This window comes from Myxococcus sp. CA040A, from assembly GCF_013336725.1.
In the GTDB taxonomy this organism is placed as follows: Bacteria; Myxococcota; Myxococcia; order Myxococcales; family Myxococcaceae; genus Myxococcus; species Myxococcus llanfairpwllgwyngyllgogerychwyrndrobwllllantysiliogogogochensis.
Map to the genome: position 1 here is coordinate 994,203 of NZ_JABUMR010000002.1, position 19,530 is coordinate 1,013,732.

A 19,530-nucleotide genomic window follows, 5' to 3' on the forward strand; every position below is an offset into this window, starting at 1 on the left:
CCCGGCGCCCTTAGTCCAGGGTGCTCTTCACCTGCTCCAGCGACTTGCTCGGGTCCAGCACGGACCCGAACTTCTTCTGGAGGTAGGACTTGGCCTGACCGCGCAGCAGCATGCCGGGGTCCGTGCCCTCGCCCTCGACGGCCTTGTCGGTGATCTTGAAAGACGCGTCCAACTGGATGCCCATCACCTTGCCGACAATCTTGGCGCCCTCGCCCTGCCAGTCCGCCTTCACCCCGTACTTGCCACCCCAGTACTGAAGGAGCTGCTCCACGCGCTTCTTCACTTCGTCCTTCGGAAGGGAGTGGGGAATATCGAACTTCATCATGCCCATGGCGCGGCTCCTGGCGTCGTTGTCCCACCTTTGCGTTTAGTGGCGGTGAGACGGGAAGGGAACCGCCGTGTCACTTTTGGACGCGCGGATGTCAACAGCCTTGCTCACCGGTCCGCCACGCGCCGGGCGCGCTTGAGCTTCACCGGCGGGTCCCCGGGCCGTCCCCAGCGCGCCATATAGGGCGCCAGGTCATACTTTTCCGCGGTGCGTGGCGAACTCATGGGCCGCACCTTCCCCAGCACCTTGCGCTCCTGGAAGGGCCTGTCATGCAGCCCCAGGACCCACATGAAGTTGGCCACGCTCGCCGGGTCTCTGCCGTCCACCGCGTATTTGTCGTTCAGGTGGGCGATGCGCTGAAGGCCCTCGTCCGGTGTGCGGCTCCACTCCAGGATTTTCTTGCCCCACAACATGCGCAGGTAGTTGTGGATGCGGCCCCGCTCCACCAGCTCGCGCTGCGCCGCGTTCCACAGGCCATCCGCCGTGCTCGCGTGCTCCAACTGCTCCAGCGAGTACAGGTGCTCCCGCGCGTCCTTCTGGTGTGTGGACAGCGTCTCTCGCGCCCAGCCGGGCAAGGACTCCACGGAGAGTTGCTTCGCTTCCGGCGTGTGAAAGCAGAAGTTGAAGCCCAGCTCGCGCCGCACCAGCAGCTCCTCCAGGAAGCCGCGCACGTTCGGGTCGTCGGTGCCGCGCGCGCGGATGGCGGCGCGGGCCGCCTCGCCCGGGAAGAGGTTGCCCCAGTGGAAGAAGGGGGACAGGCCGGACTGGCGCGCGAGGCCCGGGTCATTGCGTCCGGCGTCGTAGCCCTCCAGGTTCTCGTGCAGGAAGGCGTCGAGCGCCTTGAGGCCCGCCTTGCGCCCTCCGCGCTCCGCGAGCGGTGTCACCGCGTGGTCGATGTGGAAGCTCGCCAGGGACTGACGGGCCTCGCGCGCGTCCGCCACGTCGAAGTCCGGTGACAGCTTGCGCCCCGCGGCCGCGGCCTCGAGGTGGCGCGAGCGCAGCGTGCGGCCCAGGTACTCCGGCCACAGCTTCTGCAGCTTCGGCCGCAGGGTGTACGCGCCGGCCTGGAGCGTGGGGATGCGCTGCATGGGCACCACGCAGGAGGCATCCACCGCGAACAGCGGCACGTGGAGCGCCTTGGCCGCGCCGCGCAGGTGCCCGGGGATGATGTACGTGGGGAAGAAGTCCGTCACCACGGCGGCGGCGCGCTTGCCCAATTCCGCCAGGCGCGGGTGGTGCTCGCGTGCATGGCGCGGCAGCTCCACCCAGTACGGCAGCCCGCGCGACGCGAAGGCCGAGGTCAGGTCCGCCATGCCTTCCAGTGCCCAGGCGTGGAGCCGGTCCGAGGCGTGGGGATAGTCCGGGCGCAGCGCGTGATACACGACGACGGGCAGGTGCAGGTGGTTGCCCAGTGCGATGGCCGTGTCGAGCGCGTGGTTCTCCTCGGCGCGATGGTTCACCATGCACCAGTACAAGACGAAGTCTCGACTGGCGTCGGGCAGAGGCACGTCCTTGACGACGAGAATGCGCGCGGAGTCGACGTCGAGCTCGGACCACGAAAACCCGATGGGCATGATGCGCAGGGATGCCCGACCGCCATCCGCGTCGCGAAAGAATTGAAGCACGCGCGGAGGAATGCCGTGCTCATGACGGTTCCACCCACCTGGGGCGCTTCCGTCGTGGCGAGTGGGCCCAGGTGGATGCAAAAAACACCACGGGGGCGTGGGTTGTGGTCTTGTGGCGGACGGACCCAAGGAGTTGCTTGCGTGTCACTTCTGAGAAACTGGATCTGCCTTCCCGCCGTCCTCGCGCTCGTGCTCGCTTCGCCCGAGGCCGCGCGTGCACAGACGGGCTCCTCGTATCCGTACACGGAGCCGTCCCAGGCGCAGCCCTCGTACCCCTCACAGCAAGCCGCGCCCTCGGAGCCGTCGTCCCCGCCGTCCACGGAGCAACAGCCCGGGGACTCCGCGGCCGGCCAGCCCGGGTACGGGCAGCCCATCTCCGCGCAGCAGGAGCAGGCCTCCCCACCGGACGAAGGCAATGTCCCCACGCGGGATGCGCCGCTGGCCCAGGAGCCGGACTCGTCGCGCACCTCGCCCCTGGCGCCGGTGACGCAGGATGGCCTGCGTCCCACCCTGTCCCCGGCGTCGACGCCCGTTCAGGCCGACTACGTGGACAGTGGTGCCGTGCTGGACGGCCGCCAGCGCCTGGGGCCCTTCCTGTCCGGGCCGGGCAGCTTCAAGTTCATCGCCCACCACACCACGCTGGGCGCGCTGGGTGGCTTCTTCACGCAGGCGTTCGCCAATGACTTCAGCTTCGACCAGAGCTCGCGCGAGGCGATGCTGGCCGGCACGCTGATTGGCGCGGGCCTGGGCTTTGGTGCCTCGGCGTGGTGGCAATTCAACAATTGGGTGGACCGGCCGATGTCGACCTTCGGCATGGGCAACTCCGTGGTGGGCGGCATGTTCATGGCCGGCTTCATGGACCTCTTCACCCAGGACCCGGGTGTGCTGACCTGGTCGGCGTTCCTCGGCGCGGAGCTGGGCGCGTGGCTCACCGCGGGGCTCGGGGGCGGACAGCTTCCGCTCAACGACGGCCTGCTGATGGCCTCCGGCGCGGGCTGGGGCGCGGCCTACGCGGCGCTGCTGCTGGCCGTCATCCACTTCTCCGGGACGGACATCTCCTCGAAGACGTGGCGGGACACGCTGCTCTTGGCGCCCGGTATCGGCGCGGGCGCGCTGGCGCTGGCCACCATGCGGTATGACCCGACGCCGTCGCAGATTCTTCGAGCGGACCTCTTCGGCGCGGGCGTGGGCGCGGCGGTGCTGCTCATCTCCGGCCTGGTGCTGGGCGGGTTCGACCAGTCCACGCCGTACGTGCTGTCCTTCCTCGGCTCGGCGGGCGCCATCACCACGGTGAGCCTGCTGTGGGAGGAGAGCGTGGACCGCTCGTCGCTGAAGTCGTCGGCGAAGGACCGGCCGTACCGCAACGTCTGGTGGTAGACGGGCCCCCAGGCGAGCGAGCGGGCGCCGTGGCAACGCGAGGTGGCAGCCACCACCTTCCGTCGACATGGCGCGCGTCCATCCTTTCACGGCCCTGCTGACCCCGCTGGCTCGGACCCTCGAGCCCAGCGGCTACGTGCCGCGCAGCAACGCGGTGCCCCAGCCCTCCCACGTCCGGCCCCTCCTGGAGGCCGCCAACCCTTCTGCGGAGCTGCGCCGACAGCGCGAGTCCGGCGTCTTGTTGCGCGACGCCCGGCCCGCCCTGTACCTGGTGGAGGTCCACAGCCAGGCGGGCAAGCTGGGAGGCCCTCCGGTGCGCTACCTCCTGTGCGCGCTGCGCCAGGACGCGGGGACGCCGCTGGAGTTCGACCCGTATCGCCCCCGCTCATGGGAGGCCGAGCCGGCCGTCACGCTCACCGCGGATGACCATGGCGTGTTCCGAGGACTGCTCGCCGAGGCGAGCGAGCGCTCCGTCCTCGTGTGGGAAGGCGAGTTTGACGGCCGCACCCTCGCGCTGCGCCGCATCGAACCGTCCCCTGTGTCCAAGCGCATCCAGGCCGTGTTGGACGAGGCGCCCATGCGCCCGCTCACCGCGCTGGCCGAGAACGGGCCGACGCTGGCCGCGGTGGTCCCCCTGTCGGACCCGGGACTGGAGCTGCTGCCCATCCACCGCGCGCTCAAGGGCGTGGCGACCTTCAAGGAAGAGACCTTCCTCACGCTGGTGACAGCGTACGCGCGCGTGTACGAGCTGGATGAGCCGCTCGACACGCCTCGGGGCCTGGTGGCCGCGCGCGAGCGGCTCGCGACGCTGATCTCCGGCCACCACGCGGTGCTGCTGGTGCTGCCTGGGGGACGGGGGCGCATCCTCCGCTTCCGACAGGGGCTGGACCTGGCCCATTTGAAGGGCGCGCCTCGCAACCCGACGCTGCGCAGCCTGGACCTGGCGCTGCTCAACGCGCTGGTGCTGCGGACGGTGCTGGGCATCCAGGACCCCGAGGCGGCGGGACATCCCCACGTCTTCCCGGTGCAGGGATTGGAGTCCCTGGTGAAGGGGGTGGAGTCGGGGACGTTCCAGGCGGGCTTCGCGCTCAATCCGCCGCCCATCTGGGAGGTGCGCGCGGTGATGGAGGCGCAGGCCACGCTGCCGTCGCGGACCCTGCGGGTGGACCCGCTCCCACCCGCGGGCCTGCTGTTCCTCGACACCGACACCTAGCTTCGCGTGAGGGAGCTGACGCCAGGCGGCGCGCACGCCTTCACGCCCGAAGTGCTGTCGATGGTGGTGTGAAGCGCTGACGCGCCGGCACGCCAGGGAAGGCCGGGTGAGGCATCCCTGGACGCGCGGCTGGGCGCCCGGTGTTTCAGGCCACCCGCCTTACGGCGCGGACTCGCCCGCCTGGGGCGGAGCGGGAGTCGTGGGCGGCGCGGGCTCGGTGGGCGTCTGGGGTTCCGGAAGCTGGAAGGCCTCGAGCATGAACACCGCGGGAGACTGGGCGAGCAGTCGCTCCAGGTCTCCCGCGGCCACCGCCGCCAGGGGGTGCCGGTGGTGCTCGTAGCAGCGGCGCCGATTATCCAGGTGCTTGCTGTCCCAGACGGTCAGCGGTTCGATGGGCGCGAGCACCTCGACGCACAGCCCCAGCCAGTCGAGGGCCTGCGCCAACTCCACACGGGTCTCCTCTCGCGCCAACGTCATGGACTCCGCCGCGAAGGGCTTGGCGAGGACGTCGAGGAGCCGCTTGCCCAGGGCCTTGTCGGCGCGAGCGATGCCGACGAGCTGGGGGAGGATGGTGCCCACGACTTCCCGCGCCGGCCACGGGTTGTCACGCATGGCGACGAAGCCGCGCTCGAACAGGGTGGTGGCCTCTTCCAACCGTTTCTGGCGCAGGTGCACCAGTCCTTCCAGCATGTCCGCCTCCACGGGCAACGTGGCACGCAGGGAGCCGGTGTACTTCAGTGCCTCTTCGTCACCCGTAGTGGCGAGGACCATGGCGAGGGCCAACTGCTCGCGAGGGCCGACGGGCTCCCAGCGCGCCTGCTGCCAACGCGCGCGCGCGACGGGGAACTGCCCCCGGGTGTACGCGTCGATGAAGGGCCCGCGCGCCTTCACGGAGGCACTGCTGGCCTCGGCGCGGGAGAGCGGGGTGCTGGTCCAGGCGCGGTGCTGTCCCACGCGCTCCCAGCTCACCTCGCCGACGACCTGGGGCCGGCCGGTCCCCAGGTTGTGTGTCGTCTTCCAGAAGGCGAGCATCGAGAAGCCCGCATCGCGTCCAAGGCTGCGCGCGAAGGCGAACTCCATGAAGGACACGTCATCCGTGTTGATGAGGGCCTGGCTCGCCTCCGCCACGCGCGTGGTGAAGGCTGGAGTGGCCACGTAGCGTGCGAGCACGCCTTCGACCTCGTCCGTGCGCCAGGTGGCGCGCAGCGCCGTGCGATAGGGCTCCTCGGCGATGCGGGCGCGCAACCGCGCGATGTCGTGCACCATCGGCTTGCGGGTCGCCACGAGCAGCAGGTCACCGGAGTGGACCTGCCAGGTCTCCACGGCCTCGAACTCCGAGGCCAGCGTCGCATAGGCGCTCTGCACCGTGAGGGCGTCCACTTCGTACGCCTGGAGCCATTGGACGAAGATTCCGCCCTCCGCCAGGCGCTCCTTCACGGCTTGATAGAAATCACGCGTGAAGAGGCTGGAGATGCCCGCGCGATAGGGATTGGAGGGCTCCGAGAAGATGATGTCGTAGCGCTGCCGGGTGGTCAGCAGCACCTCTCGCGCATCGGCGATGACCGTGTGGACCTTCGGGTTGTCCATCACGTTCGCGTTGACCGAGTGGCACCGCCGGGCGACCTCGAGGATGGCGGGCTCGATTTCCACCACGTCCACCCGCTCCATGTTGGGAATGGCGCCCAGCCAGCCCGCCGTGCTGCCGGTGCCCAGGCCAATGACGAGCGAGTTCTTCGCGTCCGTGTGAAGCAGGGCGCCGAGCAACCCGCTCATCACCTGGGTGGGGGCGTCTCCAATGGCGTTGCCGTCCACCTTGCCGTTGACGATGAAGGAGAGGCCATTCGCGGAGCTGAGCGCGACGCTGCTTTCGACGCCGTCCTTCTCCCAGACGATGCTACGGGCCGTTTCGCGCACCCAGGCCTCGATGTGGTTGATGGTCGGGTCCTTGAGCCCGGAGCGACCCGCGCCGACGCTGCCATGCCGCCACGCCGCGGTGGGGCCGTGGGCGGTCAGCAGCACGAGCGCGAGCGCGGCCACGGAGATGGGTACCCACAGGCCCGCTCGCAGTCGCTCGACGCGCAGCGAGAGCGTGGCCGAGGCGAGCCCGAGCACGGCGAGGATGCCCGCGACGAGCTGCCACGTCACTGGCGCCGTCAGGAGGGGAATCACGCCGAAGCCACCCGCGAGCGAGCCCACGATGGAGCCCACCGTGTTCCAGGCGTAGACCTGACCCACCTGCTTGCCCACGTCGTGACTTCCCTTGCCCACGAGCGCGAGGAGCAACGGGAACTGGATGCCGGAGACGAACGCGGCGGGAAGGATGACCACCGCGCCCACCAGCGCCCAGCCCATCATCATCCCACCGAAGCCGATGCCTCCCAGCGGGCGCAGCAGCGCGGCGACGACGGCCAGGCGATCTCCCATCGCGAAGGGCAGGGCGATGAACAGCGCCTCCGCCGCGCAGGTGAGGGCGAACCCAGACAGCGTGGCGGGGCGGTGACGGAAGACGATGGAGTAGGTCGCGCCACCCAGGCCGATGCCCAGGAGCGCCATCGCGAGGATGAGGCCGAAGGTGAAGGTCGTCCCGCCGAGAATCGGGCCGAGCATCCGGTACCACACCAGCTCCATCAGCAGGAACGCGAAGCCGACCAGCATCGCGGACACGAGCGCGAACTGGGGCGCGTAGCGCGTGGCGGAGAGGGAAACCGTGAGCGGTGCGGCAGGGCTCGCGGCCACGGGGGCGACGACCTCGGCCGACGGGGACTCCGACTTCGGGGGCGCGGTGCCCTCGGCGGGCTCCATCGACCGGCTCACGCTGCGCGCGGTGATGGCGACGGCGGCGTTGAGGAGGCAGGCAATCCACAGGGTGGTGCGGTTGCCGTAGACCTCCAGCAGGAAGAAGGTGGAGAGCGTCGCGCCGGTGACGGCGCCGAGCGTGTTCACGCCGTAGAGGACGGCGAGGTGGCGGCGGGCCGGGTCCTCATCCGACTGGACCGCGCGAGCCGCGGCCGGAAGCGTTCCGCCCATCAGCACCGTGGGCACGGCCAGCACGAGCGCGGACAGCACCAGTCGGACCACCGTGCCCCCCGCGATGCCGAGGATGGTGGTGCCGCCGACGCCGATGTACACCGCGCGCGCCAGTTCGACGAGGAAGGGGCTCAGGGCCGCGGTGCCGGCGATGAGCAACTCCAGGTTGGCGTAGAAGTTCAGGGGACGCGGCTGCCGGTCCGCGCGAGCGCCGAGGAGGACTCCCCCCAGGCCCAGGCCCGCCATGAAGATGGCGAGGACGGCCGCCGACGCCGCCGTACTGGCGCCGAAGATGAGACGAAACTCCCGCAGCCAGACCGTCTGGTAGACAAGGGCGCACAGGCCCGAGCCGAACAGCAGCGGGGCCACCCTCGACACACGCGAAATCATCAAGCCGTTCTCTCGTCGGACTGGGCTGCCTCGAGAAGTGAGGCAGGCCGGGCGCGGCGAAGTGTCGCAGAGATCACAGCGGCTTGGCCACAATGCCCGACCCCTCGTCCGCTCGGGGGGCATCCGCTCGGTGGCTCCGAGGAGGGGAGGAGGCCCGACGTGAGCGGCCTGACTACCGCACGGGCGCCGGGGCCTGCTCGACCCCCGCCTGGGTTCCCGTTTCGGGGGCGCGGCCCTCTTCGGCGGCCCGACGCTCCTCGCGACAGAAGGCCAGGCGCTCCTGGATGACGGCCAGGGGGACGGCCATCTCCAGCGTGAAGGAGTCTCCGTCGGGCTTCACCTTGGCGAAGTCGAGCAGTTGGGCCAGGTCCTTGTCCTCACCCGCCTGGGCCTTGATGCGCGCGAGCGAGAGCGCGGCGCCCAGGGACTTGCCCAGGTCCGTCACGTCGTCGGCGCTCGGGCCCTTCACCTCCGCCACCAGCGCCACGTCCGAGCTGGCGTCCAGGTGCAACTCCACGTTCTGCGCCACGTCGCGCAGCCGCTGGGCCAGCGCGGCCTGCTCCGGAGGAAACAGCCGGGCGATCATCTCCACGGAGAGCACGCCGTACATCTCGCCATACGTGCTGCTCTCGGAGATGGCGGGGGGCTCGTCCGGCCCGCGCCCCTCCACGCGGTCGATGGCCGCCTTCACCTCGTCCGGCGACTTGCCCACCACGAGCAGTTGGTTGTTCCACGTCGCGATGGCGGACGTGTCCCGCCGCTTCACGGTGGTGCCGTCCGGGTTCGTGACGCTGGACTCGCCCGCCTCGTACACCCGCGCGCCCTCGCCGTAGTCGGCGGACACGCGCTCGCCCAGCAAGTCCTTGAACCGCGCGTTCTCGAAGTTGCCCGACAGCATCATCCCCTCATCCGTGACGACCAGCCGGTCCAGGTCCTGGAGCGGGTCCACGCCGCTCTTCTGCCGGAACTCCTCCAACTGCTTGCCGCCGTCCCGCATCAGGCAGTCCAGCAGCAGCCCGCCGATGGGCGAGTGCCTCAGCGCGTTCGCCTCGATGATGACCGCCGTCTTGCCCGGTCCACGAGGCAGCGCCGCGAGGAGCGGGTCCCTGGGGCGCGAGGGCTCGGCCGCCGTCCCCGAGTCCGTCGGTGCCACCGTCGGAAGCACCTGGGTCCTCCGGCGCTCCGCGCGCTCGCGGTCCGGCGCGCGCATCCGTCGGGGAAAGTCCACCTCGAGGGCCGCGGGCCCTTTCTCCTCACCCTGACCCAGGAACATCAGCAGCGCGGCCACGACGAACAGCAGCGCCGCCATCACCAACCACACCCGCCGCTTCTGGCGCTTCTCCATGTCAGTAATCCTTTCCTTCGAACCGCCAGAAGCCCACCGCGAGCGCCCCCAGCCCGAACACGAACACGCCCAGGAGCAGCGTCCCCAGCGAGCGCACTTCCAGGGGCGTGGACGACGCGATGTCTCCCGCCGCCTCCGCCAGCGCGGACAGTCGGGGCAGCACCAGCGTCACCGCCAGGAAGGCGCTCCGGCTCAAGCCCTCCTCGAAGAAGGTCGAGATGTCCTGCCGGTGTCCGGCGATGATGCCTCCCACCATGAAGGCGAAGCCCGAGGCCGCGCACAGCGCCGCGCTGCGCACCAGCGTCGCGGTGGTCAACATCACCGCGTAGACCGCCGCGAAGCCCACGCACGCCATCAGCCCCGCCACCAGTGGCCCCACCGTCCAGTACCCCGCCTTCACACCGAAGATGAGCACCAGCCCCGTGGTGCCATACAGCGTTCCGCCCAGCGCGAGCGTCATCACCCCGAGGAAGGTCCCCGCCAGCAGGTGCCAGCGCTGGATGGGCAGCGCGAGCAGGTGCTCGATGCGCCCCGGCGACATCAACCCCGGCGCGAAGTCCGAGCACGCGACGATGCCGAACAGGATGCCGCCATAGAACACGATGAACGCCGCCGCCTGGTACACCGGGCGCAGCGCCACGTCGATGGACTGGATGTTCCCGCGAAGCTCCTTGCCGAACAGGCGTGAGGCCGCCAGGGCCCCGTCGATGACCTCCAGGCGCAGGCTCACGGCCACCACCGCCAGCACCAGGGTGATTCCCACCATGAACGCGAGGATGAACTTGCGCGACGCCGCCTCGCGCAACACGTACCCGGCGATTCCCAGCACCGGCCTCATGCCGCCACCTCCACCCGCGACGCCCCGGCGCCCACGGTGCCCAGCAACACCGACTCCAAATCCATGCCGTCTCGCCGCAGCTCCACCAGCAGCGCCCCCGCCGCGCGCGCCCGGTCCAGCGCGACATTGAGCACCGCGGGGTCCCCCGCGTCCACGTGGTACACGCCGTCGGCCCGGCCCTGCACGAAGCCCGCCTGCGTCAGCGCCTCCACGCTCACCCCGGGCGCGAAGCGCGCCAACCACCGCGACTCGCCCCTCACCAGCTCGTCCAGCCGCCCCTCACGCAGCACGCGCCCGTCCGCGAGGATGGCCACCCGATCACAGACGCGCTCCGTCTCCGCCAGCAGGTGCGAGTTCAGGAAGAGCGTCGTGCCCCGCTGGACCTCTTCCTGGAGGATGCGCCGCACCTCCATGCGCCCCATGGGGTCGATGCCGTCCGTGGGCTCGTCCAGCACCAGCAAGTCCGGCTTCCCGATGAGCGCCGCCGCCAGACCCAGCCGCTGACGCATGCCCTTGGAGTACCCCCCAATCTTCCGGTCCACGGCGTCCGACAGGCCCACCCGCTCCAGCAGGCGCAGGTTCCCCGCCGGATCCGGTGCCAGCCCCTTGAGCCGGCCCACCGTGGCGAGGAACGCCGTGGGCGTCCATGCGTGGGGCAGGTGCAGGCGCTCGGGCAGGTAGCCGATGCGCGCTCGGATGCGGGCGTCCTCGGGGGAGCCCCCCAGCACGCGCACGGTGCCCTCCGTCGGCTGGACGATGCCGAGGATGCTCTTGATGAAGGTCGTCTTGCCGGCGCCGTTGGGGCCAATCAACCCGAAGGCACTTCCTTGGGGAACCGACAAGTCCATGCCCCTGAGGGCGACGGTCCCTGTCTTCCGGAACGCGCGGCGATACGTCTTGCTCAGGTTCGTCACTTCGATGGCGGGTGTGCTGTCTGTCACGGTCACGAATGTAGACGAGCGGGGCGGGCGGCGATTGCTTCCGAGCGGACGGTCGGAAAGGGCGGCCGGGCGGGCGCACGCCGCTGTCTTCCGCGACGGCGTTTTCGCGGCCCTGGGAAATGGGTTTCGCACGCCTGCCGTCCCTGCCGCGCCGCGACACCTCGTCGTTTCGCCAGCTTGCGGTGGGGTTGCGGGTGGTCCGTCCCGTGCAATCCCCCACGGCACACCCCAGGCAGGAGGAATGATGACGTACGAAGAACGCGTGGAGCAGCAACGGGACGAAGCCCGTCGGGAGCTGGTGGCCGCCGAGCGCGGCCTGTCGGCGGGCACCGAGGCGGCGCGGGTGCGCTACGCGAGGGCGCTGCACGAGGCGGACATCGCGGAGGTGCGGGCCCAGCGCCACGCCCGGGAGCGGCTGCGCCATCAGTACAGCTGGCGGCCCGCCGCAGGGTGAGCGGCCGGGCGGCCACACGGAAACGATGAAGGTCGGGCGTCGTCGGTTTATATCGGCGTCCACCATGGCCCATCCCGTCCATCGCCCCCGCCGCCTGCGCCGTTCGCCCGTCCTGCGTGAGATGGTCCGCGAGACGCGCCTGGACCCGGGGGACTTCATCTACCCCCTCTTCGTCGTGGAAGGCCGGGACGTGCGCCGTCCCATCACCTCCATGCCGGGCATCTTCAACCTGTCCGTGGAGCACGCCGTCGCCGAGGCCCGCCAGGCGAAGTCGCTGGGCGTGCCCTCCGTCATCCTCTTCGGCATCCCCGACCACAAGGATGCCCTCGGCTCCCAGGCGTACGCGCGCGACGGAATCGTCCAGCGCGCCATCCGCGAAATCAAAGCCGCCGAGCCCGACCTCCAGGTCATCGCCGATGTGTGCCTGTGCGAGTTCACCGACCACGGCCACTGCGGCGTGCTGGAGGGGGGCCACGTCGTCAACGACGCCACGCTGCCCCTGCTCGCGCAGATGGCCGTCACCTGCGCCCAGGCGGGCGCGGACATCATCGCGCCCTCGGACATGATGGACGGCCGGGTGGGCGCCATCCGCCGCGCGCTGGACGAGGTGCGCCTGACCGACATCCCCATCCTCTCCTACGCGGCCAAGTACGCCTCCGGCTACTACGGCCCCTTCCGTGAGGCCGCCCAGAGCGCTCCCAAGTCCGGCGACCGCCGGGGCTACCAGATGGACCCGGGCAACGTGCGCGAGGCCCTGCGCGAAGTGGCGCTGGACGTGGAGGAGGGCGCCGACATGCTGATGGTGAAGCCCGCGCTGGCCTACCTGGACGTCATCCGCGCCGTGCGCGAGCGCTTCGACTTGCCGCTGGCCGCCTACAACGTCTCCGGCGAGTACGCCATGCTCAAGGCCGCCGGGCAGAACGGTTGGATCGACTACGAGCGTGTCATGCTGGAGACGCTCACCGGCATCAAGCGTGCCGGCGCGGACCTCATCATCACCTACCACGCGCTGGAAGCCGCGAAGCTCCTGTAGGCAACAGCCGCCGCCCCCGCGCGCGGGTTGCCGCTTGATCCGCCGCGGGTGTTGCGTCCAAATAGCTCGCGCACGATGCCCACCAAGAAGAAGCGTCCCAGACGCAAGTCGGAGAAGCCCCCGCCCCAACGCAGGCGCGGCTCGGCTCGGCGCCCCGGTACCGGGCGTTCCCCCGTGGTTCGTACTTCTGTTTCGTTGCAGTACAAAGTGGTGGAGCTGTCCACGGTGGACGAGGGAGCGCTGGAGCGCACCCTGAATGAGTGGACGGCGAAGGGCTGGAACCTGGACGGCGTGCAGTTCGCGATGCGCGAGTCCTCCAAGCGGCCAGCCATGGCGTTCCTCTTCTTCACGCGTGAGGGTGTGGCGGCGGAGCCGGACGTGGACGCCGCGCGCTCGAAGCTCTTGCGGCTGTCCGAGTCGGGACCGACGGCGGCGGGGAATGCCTGGGCGCCCGCCTCGGGTTCCCATGCTCCCTTCCATCCGTTGAGCGCGCATGAGCGGCTCGCGCGGCTGGCGGGGTTGGACGAGCCGGAGCCTCACGAGGAGGGTCTCACCTTGGAGCCCGAGGAGTGAGCGCGCAACGCGAGCGGATCTTCATGGCCTCCAGCCGGGGAGGTGGGCGTGCGCTGCGGCTGGTGGTGGAGGACGCCGCGCCGGGCTCGCCGTATCCCAAGGCGTCGCTGTGGCTGCGGCTGGGCGCGCGCGTGGTGGACGTGGGCGTGGCCTGGGGCCTGTACGTGGTGTGTGGCGCGGCGGGCGCCGTGGTGGCGCTGCTGTTCCTCCTTCTCGCGGACGGGATGATTCAGGGCCAGAGCGTGGGCAAGCGCATCTTCGGCGTGAAGGTGATGCACCTGCCCACGCGCTCGGCGGCGCGCCACCGGGACAGCACGCTTCGCAACGCACCGCTGTCGCTCATCGTCCTCCTGGGGATGATGCCGGCGCCGCTGGGCGCGGTGGCGGCGGTGGCGGGGCTCGTCGTCATTGGCGGCATCGAGGCGTGGCGCGTGGTGAGAGACCCGCTTGGCTGGCGGCTCGGTGACACCTGGGCGCAGACGCAGGTGGTGGATGGGAAGGTTGTGGCGGGCGCAACCGTTGCAGCCCGCGACCCCGTGGCGCACCAGCGTGCACCGGGCAGACTCATGTCCGCGGCGAAGATGCGCCGCGGTCGCTCGCTCAAGAAGAGAAGGGGGCTCCCGTGCGCATCGCGCTGACCCACAACCTGCGGCTGTCTGATTCGGAAGAGGAAGCGGAGTTCGATACCCAGGAGACGGTCAACGCGTTGGCGGCGGCCATCGAGCGACTGGGGCATCGGCTGGAGCGCTTCGAGGTGAGTGGTCCCGCCTCGCGCACCGTGGCGCGGCTGGAGGCCTACAGCCCCGACCTCATCTTCAACACCGCCGAGGGACGCCGGGGGCGCTTCCGTGAGGCGTTCTATCCCGCGCTCTTCGATGAGCTGGGCTTCCCGTACACGGGCTCGGACGCGTACGCGCTGGCGGTGACGCTGGACAAGCAGCTCACCAAGCTCGTCCTGGCCAAGCAGGGCATCCGCACTCCGGGCTGGCAGTACGTGGAGAAGCTCAGCGAGCTGACCGCGGAGAACCTGCGCTTCCCCGTCATCGTGAAGCCCAACTTCGAGGGCTCCTCCAAGGGCATCACCCAGGACTCCATCGCGGAGACGCTGGACGAGGTGCGCGCCAAGGTGGCCATCGCGCTGGAGAAGTACCCGGCGGGCGTGCTGGTGGAGGAGTACATCCCCGGCCGCGACCTGGCGGTGCCCTTCCTGGCGGCGGTGGACAACGACTACGACGGCGTCCTCACGCCGGTGGAGTACGTGGTGGACCCGGCCGTCACCGCGGGCCGCCGGTACGCCATCTACGACTATGAGCTGAAGACGAAGAAGGACAACGCCGTCACCGTGCGCGCTCCGGCGCAGATTCCGCTCCGCACGGCGGAAGACATCCGGAAGATGGCGCAGAAGATCTACCAGGCGCTCGACTGCCGCGATCTGGGCCGCATCGACTTCCGGCTCAGCGACGCGGGCGTGCCGTACTTCCTGGAGATCAACGCGCTGCCCAGCCTGGAGCCGGGCGCGGGCATCTACGCGTCGGCGGAGCTGGACGGTCTGCACCTCGATGGCGTCATCAACTCCATCATCCAGAGCGCGGCGAAGCGGTACAAAATCAAGGACTCCGCGCGGCGGCAGGGCAAGCCCGCTCGCAAGACAGGGCCCTTGCGCGTGGGCTTCACCTACAACGTCAAGCGCGTGAAGCCCATGGCCAACGCGGAGGCGGTGGAGGACAGCGAGGCGGAGTACGACTCGCCCAACACGCTGCAGGCCATCCGCGAGGCGATTGCGTCCTGGGGCCACGAGGTCATCGACCTGGAGGCCACCGCGGAACTGCCCACGGTACTCTCCAGCACGCCGTTGGACATCGTCTTCAACATCGCCGAGGGCTTCAAGGGCCGCAACCGCGAGAGCCAGGTGCCCGCGATGCTGGAGCTGCTGGACATCCCGTACACGGGAAGCGATCCGGCCACGCTCTCGATTGCCTTGGACAAGGCGCTGGCGAAGAAGATCGTCCGTCAGGCGGGCATCCTCACGCCCAACTTCCAGCTGATGGCCACGGGCAAGGAGCGGCTCAACAAGGAGTTCACCTCCTTCCCGCTCATCGTGAAGCCGGTGGCGGAGGGCAGCTCCAAGGGCGTCGTCACCAAGAGCGTCTGCCACAGCGAGGCGGAGCTGCGCGAAGTCGTGCGTGAAATCGCCGGCAAGTACCAGCAGCCCGCGCTCATCGAGGAGTACATCGGCGGGCGCGAGTTCACCGTGGGCCTGCTCGGCGAGCGCCGTCCGCGCGTGCTGCCTCCCATGGAGATCGTCTTCCTGGACAAGGGCGAGAAGAACCCCGTCTACAGCTTCCAGCACAAGCTGGATTGGACGGACCGCATCCGCTACGACGCGCCCGCCAAGCTGGAGCCCTCGCTGCTGGAGAAGCTGCGCACGGCGGCGCGAAGCTCGTTCATGGCGCTGGGGTGCCGCGACGTCGCGCGCATCGACTTCCGCATGGACGACAAGGGCCGCATCTACTTCATCGAGTGCAACCCGCTGCCGGGCCTCACGCCGGGCTGGAGCGACCTGGTGCTCATCGCGCAGGGCGCGGGCATGGACTACCGCGCGCTCATCGGCGAAATCATGGCCCCCGCCATCCGCCGCTACAAGGAGCGCGAGGCCCGCCGCGCCGCGACCGAGCACGCCTCCACCGTGCCGCACCACCACCACAAGGCCCACCCGCTGGACGAGCCCGGCGCGCTCGTCCCGGCGCCTGTCGCGGCTCCTGTCGTCACCACGCCGAACGGCAACGGTGGCAACGGCAACGGGGGGAACGGCAACGGTACGACTTCGCAGCACGGTGACGCGCCCCCGCGCATCGAAGCCAAGGCCTGACGACAGCGCGTGAAGCCCCGGATGTTCGGGGCCGCGCGGACCTGCACGCTGCCCGCTCCCGTTTTCACGCGGAGCGAGGCCGCGTTTTCATTCGTGCGCCTGAAGTTATTACGCGTTCGGAGTGGTTGACGGTGGGTGATGGTCCGCTAGTGTGCCCGGCATGGTGCACATCCCCGAGTACAAGGGACCGCGGGTTCGCGCTCGCGAGCTGGGTCTTCCGCTGGGCCGCTTCAAGCCCGGGAAATACAACGCCATCACCGACGTGGAGGGCGTGCTCGTAGGCCATTGCACGCTCATCAAGGGCGAGGGCCCGCTGAGACCGGGCCACGGTCCGGTGCGCACGGGTGTGACGGCCATCATGCCCAACATGGGCAACATCTTCATGGAGCGGATGACGGGCGGAGGCTTCGTGCTCAATGGCGCGGGCGAGGTCTCCGGCATGACGCAGCTCATGGAGTGGGGCCTCATCGAGACGCCGATTCTTCTCACCAACACCATGGCGGTGGGCGCGGTGTCGGACGGCGTGGCGCGCCACCTGGTGGAGCGCTACCCGGGCATCGGCGACGAGCACGACGTCATCATCCCCGTCGTCGGCGAGTGCGACGACTCCTGGCTCAACGACATCTCCGGCCGGCACGTGCGCGAGGAGCATGTGTTCGAGGCCATCCGCAACGCCGCCTCCGGCCCGGTGGCCGAGGGCAACGTGGGCGGTGGCACCGGCATGGTGACGTGCGACTTCAAGGGCGGCATCGGCACGTCCTCCCGCAAGCTTCCGGAGGTGCTCGGCGGCTACACGCTGGGCGTGCTGGTGATGTCCAACTTCGGGAAGATGCACAACCTGCGCGTGGGCGGCCTGCCCGTGGGGGAGGTGCTGGCGGAGAAGTTCAAGGGCGCCCCCACCCGGGGCAAGACCTACGGCTCCATCATCGCGGTGGTGGCCACGGACGCGCCGCTCTTGAGCCATCAGATCAACCGCCTGTGCAAGCGGGTGGGGCTGGGCATCGGCCGGGTGGGCAGCTACGCGGCGCACGGCTCGGGGGAGATCGTCGTCGGCTTCTCCACCGCGAACATCATCCCGCGGCGCACGCAGAAGATGGTCTACAAGCTCAAGCTCCTGTTGGATCAGCGGCTGGATCCGCTCTACGAGGCGGTGATGGAGGCCACCGAGGAGGCCATCCTCAACGCCATCTGCATGGCCACCTCCATGACGGGGGCCAACGGGAACCACTGCCCGGCGCTCCCCCTGGACGAGGTCCGCCGCTTCGTGGACGCCTGCAAGCCCATCTTCGCCTCGGTGAAGAAGCGGCCCCAGCAGAGCAGCGCCCCCGCCTCACGGGAGAAGCCCACCGACGAGGACCGGGAGGGGGAGGTGACGGTGTCCACCGCCCGACCCACCCAGGTCCGGGGGGCGGAGGGGATTCCCTTCCCGACCCGGCCCGCCCCGGAGGTCGATTCCGGGGGGGAGCCGGGGGCCGAGCAGGCCCCTTCCCAGCCTTCGGAGGGTTCCTCTTCCGGCAGCCCCTCGGGTTCTGATAGTTAAGCGCCTCTTTTCACGTCTCCACACCGGAGCACAGGAGTCAACGATGGCCCGCAGCAAGAGCAAGCACCGCCGCGTGCAGATGAAGATCAAGCAGGCCTGGAAGAAGCGGGCCAAGAAGAACAAGGCCGAAGCGAAGGCCGCCGAGAGCAAGAAGAAGTAGGCCCGTCCTCCGTTGGCGGCCCGTGGCGCTATTCCCGGGTCGCCGAAAACGGAACGATGACGCTGCACCGCTGGGGCGCCGTTCCGCTCGGGCGAGAGTAGTTGCCGGTATACGTCCCATCGAGTCGCGCCGTGCCGCCGTCCCCCTCGAAGGACGTGTAGCGACCGGCGAGGCTCAGGGTGTCCATCCTCCCGCCATCCATGGCTCCGCCCAGGGAGCCGGCGAGGGTGAATGAGCCCTCCGCGGACACATTCCCCAGAAGCCCCACGCCCTCCAGGTTGCCGATGAGCCTGTCGCCGGAGCGGGTGATGTCCAGCGGCCGTCCCCGGGGCAGCTCCACGCCCAGCAGGGTGCAGTCGGCCGGTACGCCGCCGTCGCCGAAGGCCATCCGGTAGCGACCTTCCAGGGGCGGACACTCGGTGCAGGGGGTGGCGCCGTCTCCACAACCCGGGGCGGCCAGGCCCATGGCAAGGGCGAGGACCGCGACGCCAGTCAGGGTGAAACGTCCAGAATTCAGGGTCGGTGTTTTCATGTGCGGGATGTCGGACTTCCCGTCGGGAAGCGCGATTCCTAGGTTGGGGGTGGTCGGTGGGCTCGTCGGGCGGGGTGGGGTGGGGCGGTGGCTGATTCGCGGCGGTGGTCGAACTACGTGTTCGCGGCGCTGTTTGCGCTCGCGCTGATTCTGTTCTCCAGGATTCTGTTGCCGTTCCTGATGCCCGTGTTGCTGGGCGGCTTCCTGGTGGTCCTGTTCATGCCGGTGCAGGACTACCTGTGTCAGAAGCTGCGGGGCCGCAAGCCCCTGTGCGCCGGGTTGTCCACCCTCACGGTGTTCTTCCTCATCCTCGCACCGCTGGCGCTGGTGGGGTGGATGGTGGCGCGTGAGGTGTTCCAGTTCGTGGGGCAGGCGCAAGATTTGTTGGAGCAGGTGGACCTGCGCCACCAGTTCGCGTCCAGTCTGCCCCGGGGGTTGAGCCGTTACATCCGGTTGGAGCTGGAGAGCGCGGAGACGGAGCGCACGTTGATGGCGGCGGTGACGGGCGGCGCGGCGCTCCTGAAGGACGTGGTGGGCGCGGGCACGGAGCTGATTATCAACATGTTCCTGATGACCGTGGCCATGTACTACTTCTTCCTGGATGGTCGCCGGCTGGTGGCGGAGGTCATGCGGTTGATTCCGCTGGACCGCCGCTACTTCGAGGCCTTCGCGCGCGAGTTCACCGACGTCGCCTACGCGATTGTCTACGGCAACACCATCACCGCGCTCATCCAGGGCGCGGTGGGCTTCGTGGGCCTGCTCATCGCCGGTGTGCCGCATGCCGGGGTGTGGGGCGCCGCCATGGTGCTGGTGGCGCTGGTGCCGGTGGGCGGCACGGCGCTGGTGTGGGGCCCCATTGGCGCGGTGCTCATCGCGGTGGGCCAGGTGAGCGAGGGCGTCTTCCTGCTGGCCTGGGGGACGTTCCTGGTCGGGAGCATCGACAACGTCATCCGTCCCCGGCTGTGCGGCTCTCGCATGGCGCTGCACCCGCTGCTCGTCTTCCTCTCCATGTTCGGCGGGCTGGCGGTGTTCGGGATGATGGGCCTGCTGGTGGGGCCGCTCATCGCCTCCATCTTCATGGCCATGGTGCGCATCTACCGCCGCGACTTCCTGGGCATCGGCCGCGCGCAATACGTCGCGGAGACGGAGCGCTCGGAGGACCTCGGTGGGTTGGATTCGGAGCCGTCCTCCGCGTCCGGCCAGACGGTGGTGGGAGCTCCGGCGCACCTCAACGCCTGACCGGACGGCCGGGCAAGCCTGGACTTCGCGTGCGGGGTGGGTGAAC

At 69.7% G+C, this 19,530-nt stretch carries 17 protein-coding genes; 10 read left to right on the top strand and 7 right to left on the bottom strand.

Features of this window, described 5'->3' with window-relative positions:
• Nucleotides 1-10: 10 nt before the first annotated feature.
• On the bottom strand, nucleotides 11-331 hold the full coding sequence (locus HUA75_RS10770) for a polyhydroxyalkanoic acid system family protein (protein ID WP_141647258.1): 321 nt from the start codon (nucleotides 329-331) through the stop codon (nucleotides 11-13).
• A gap of 104 nt (nucleotides 332-435) precedes the next feature.
• The gene (locus tag HUA75_RS10775; RefSeq protein WP_174456858.1) at nucleotides 436-1,902 is read right to left on the bottom strand and encodes a deoxyribodipyrimidine photo-lyase; all 1,467 of its coding nucleotides are present in this window, start codon (nucleotides 1,900-1,902) and stop codon (nucleotides 436-438) included.
• Between the two features lie 192 nt (nucleotides 1,903-2,094).
• Between HUA75_RS10775 and HUA75_RS10780 the strand changes: the two genes are divergently transcribed.
• Complete coding sequence (locus HUA75_RS10780) at nucleotides 2,095-3,330, top strand: hypothetical protein (protein ID WP_246137641.1); 1,236 nt, start codon at nucleotides 2,095-2,097, stop codon at nucleotides 3,328-3,330.
• 67 nt (nucleotides 3,331-3,397) lie between these two features.
• Entirely contained in the window at nucleotides 3,398-4,543 is a 1,146-nt protein-coding gene (locus tag HUA75_RS10785; RefSeq protein ID WP_174486315.1) for a DUF1015 family protein, read from the top strand.
• 159 nt (nucleotides 4,544-4,702) lie between these two features.
• Here HUA75_RS10785 and HUA75_RS10790 read toward each other — a convergent pair whose 3' ends face one another.
• From HUA75_RS10790 to HUA75_RS10805, 4 genes are all read right to left on the bottom strand, one after another.
• Nucleotides 4,703-7,960 carry a fused MFS/spermidine synthase gene (locus HUA75_RS10790; protein WP_174486316.1) on the bottom strand — a complete coding sequence of 1,086 codons (3,258 nt, stop codon included), beginning with the start codon at nucleotides 7,958-7,960 and terminating at the stop codon, nucleotides 4,703-4,705.
• 172 nt (nucleotides 7,961-8,132) lie between these two features.
• Nucleotides 8,133-9,305 (bottom strand): hypothetical protein, encoded by a 1,173-nt coding sequence (locus HUA75_RS10795; RefSeq protein WP_254627488.1) that lies wholly within the window; start codon nucleotides 9,303-9,305, stop codon nucleotides 8,133-8,135.
• Between the two features lies 1 nt (nucleotide 9,306).
• Nucleotides 9,307-10,143: a hypothetical protein gene (locus tag HUA75_RS10800; RefSeq protein ID WP_141647260.1), complete on the bottom strand. Its 837-nt coding sequence runs from the start codon at nucleotides 10,141-10,143 to the stop codon at nucleotides 9,307-9,309.
• Nucleotides 10,140-11,090, bottom strand: coding sequence for an ABC transporter ATP-binding protein (locus HUA75_RS10805; protein ID WP_371746088.1), 951 nt, complete (start codon nucleotides 11,088-11,090; stop codon nucleotides 10,140-10,142). The genes HUA75_RS10800 and HUA75_RS10805 overlap by 4 nt, the downstream gene beginning before the upstream one ends.
• Nucleotides 11,091-11,328: 238 nt before the next feature.
• Between HUA75_RS10805 and HUA75_RS10810 the strand changes: the two genes are divergently transcribed.
• The 7 genes from HUA75_RS10810 to HUA75_RS10840 all read left to right on the top strand — a co-directional run bounded on the left by HUA75_RS10810 (nucleotide 11,329) and on the right by HUA75_RS10840 (nucleotide 17,713).
• Entirely contained in the window at nucleotides 11,329-11,538 is a 210-nt protein-coding gene (locus tag HUA75_RS10810; protein ID WP_141647261.1) for a hypothetical protein, read from the top strand.
• A 64-nt stretch (nucleotides 11,539-11,602) separates the two neighbouring features.
• Nucleotides 11,603-12,571, top strand: a complete 969-nt coding sequence (gene hemB / locus HUA75_RS10815) for a porphobilinogen synthase (protein ID WP_254623826.1) — start codon at nucleotides 11,603-11,605, stop codon at nucleotides 12,569-12,571.
• Between the two features lie 174 nt (nucleotides 12,572-12,745).
• Nucleotides 12,746-13,144, top strand: coding sequence for a hypothetical protein (locus HUA75_RS10820; RefSeq protein WP_246137646.1), 399 nt, complete (start codon nucleotides 12,746-12,748; stop codon nucleotides 13,142-13,144).
• 23 nt (nucleotides 13,145-13,167) lie between these two features.
• Nucleotides 13,168-13,782: an RDD family protein gene (locus HUA75_RS10825; RefSeq protein WP_141647270.1), complete on the top strand. Its 615-nt coding sequence runs from the start codon at nucleotides 13,168-13,170 to the stop codon at nucleotides 13,780-13,782.
• Nucleotides 13,767-16,013 carry an ATP-grasp domain-containing protein gene (locus HUA75_RS10830; RefSeq protein WP_174456651.1) on the top strand — a complete coding sequence of 749 codons (2,247 nt, stop codon included), beginning with the start codon at nucleotides 13,767-13,769 and terminating at the stop codon, nucleotides 16,011-16,013. The genes HUA75_RS10825 and HUA75_RS10830 overlap by 16 nt, the downstream gene beginning before the upstream one ends.
• Nucleotides 16,014-16,173: 160 nt before the next feature.
• Nucleotides 16,174-17,553 (top strand): P1 family peptidase, encoded by a 1,380-nt coding sequence (locus HUA75_RS10835; protein WP_174456650.1) that lies wholly within the window; start codon nucleotides 16,174-16,176, stop codon nucleotides 17,551-17,553.
• Between the two features lie 43 nt (nucleotides 17,554-17,596).
• Complete coding sequence (locus tag HUA75_RS10840) at nucleotides 17,597-17,713, top strand: aminopeptidase (protein WP_141649535.1); 117 nt, start codon at nucleotides 17,597-17,599, stop codon at nucleotides 17,711-17,713.
• A gap of 28 nt (nucleotides 17,714-17,741) precedes the next feature.
• Here the strand turns inward: HUA75_RS10840 and HUA75_RS10845 are convergent, their stop codons facing one another.
• Nucleotides 17,742-18,179 carry a hypothetical protein gene (locus tag HUA75_RS10845; protein WP_141649536.1) on the bottom strand — a complete coding sequence of 146 codons (438 nt, stop codon included), beginning with the start codon at nucleotides 18,177-18,179 and terminating at the stop codon, nucleotides 17,742-17,744.
• Nucleotides 18,180-18,332: 153 nt separating this feature from the next.
• On the opposite strand from HUA75_RS10845, the gene HUA75_RS10850 reads away from it, so the two are divergent.
• On the top strand, nucleotides 18,333-19,484 hold the full coding sequence (locus HUA75_RS10850) for an AI-2E family transporter (RefSeq protein ID WP_174486317.1): 1,152 nt from the start codon (nucleotides 18,333-18,335) through the stop codon (nucleotides 19,482-19,484).
• The last annotated feature ends 46 nt before the right edge of the window (nucleotides 19,485-19,530 follow it).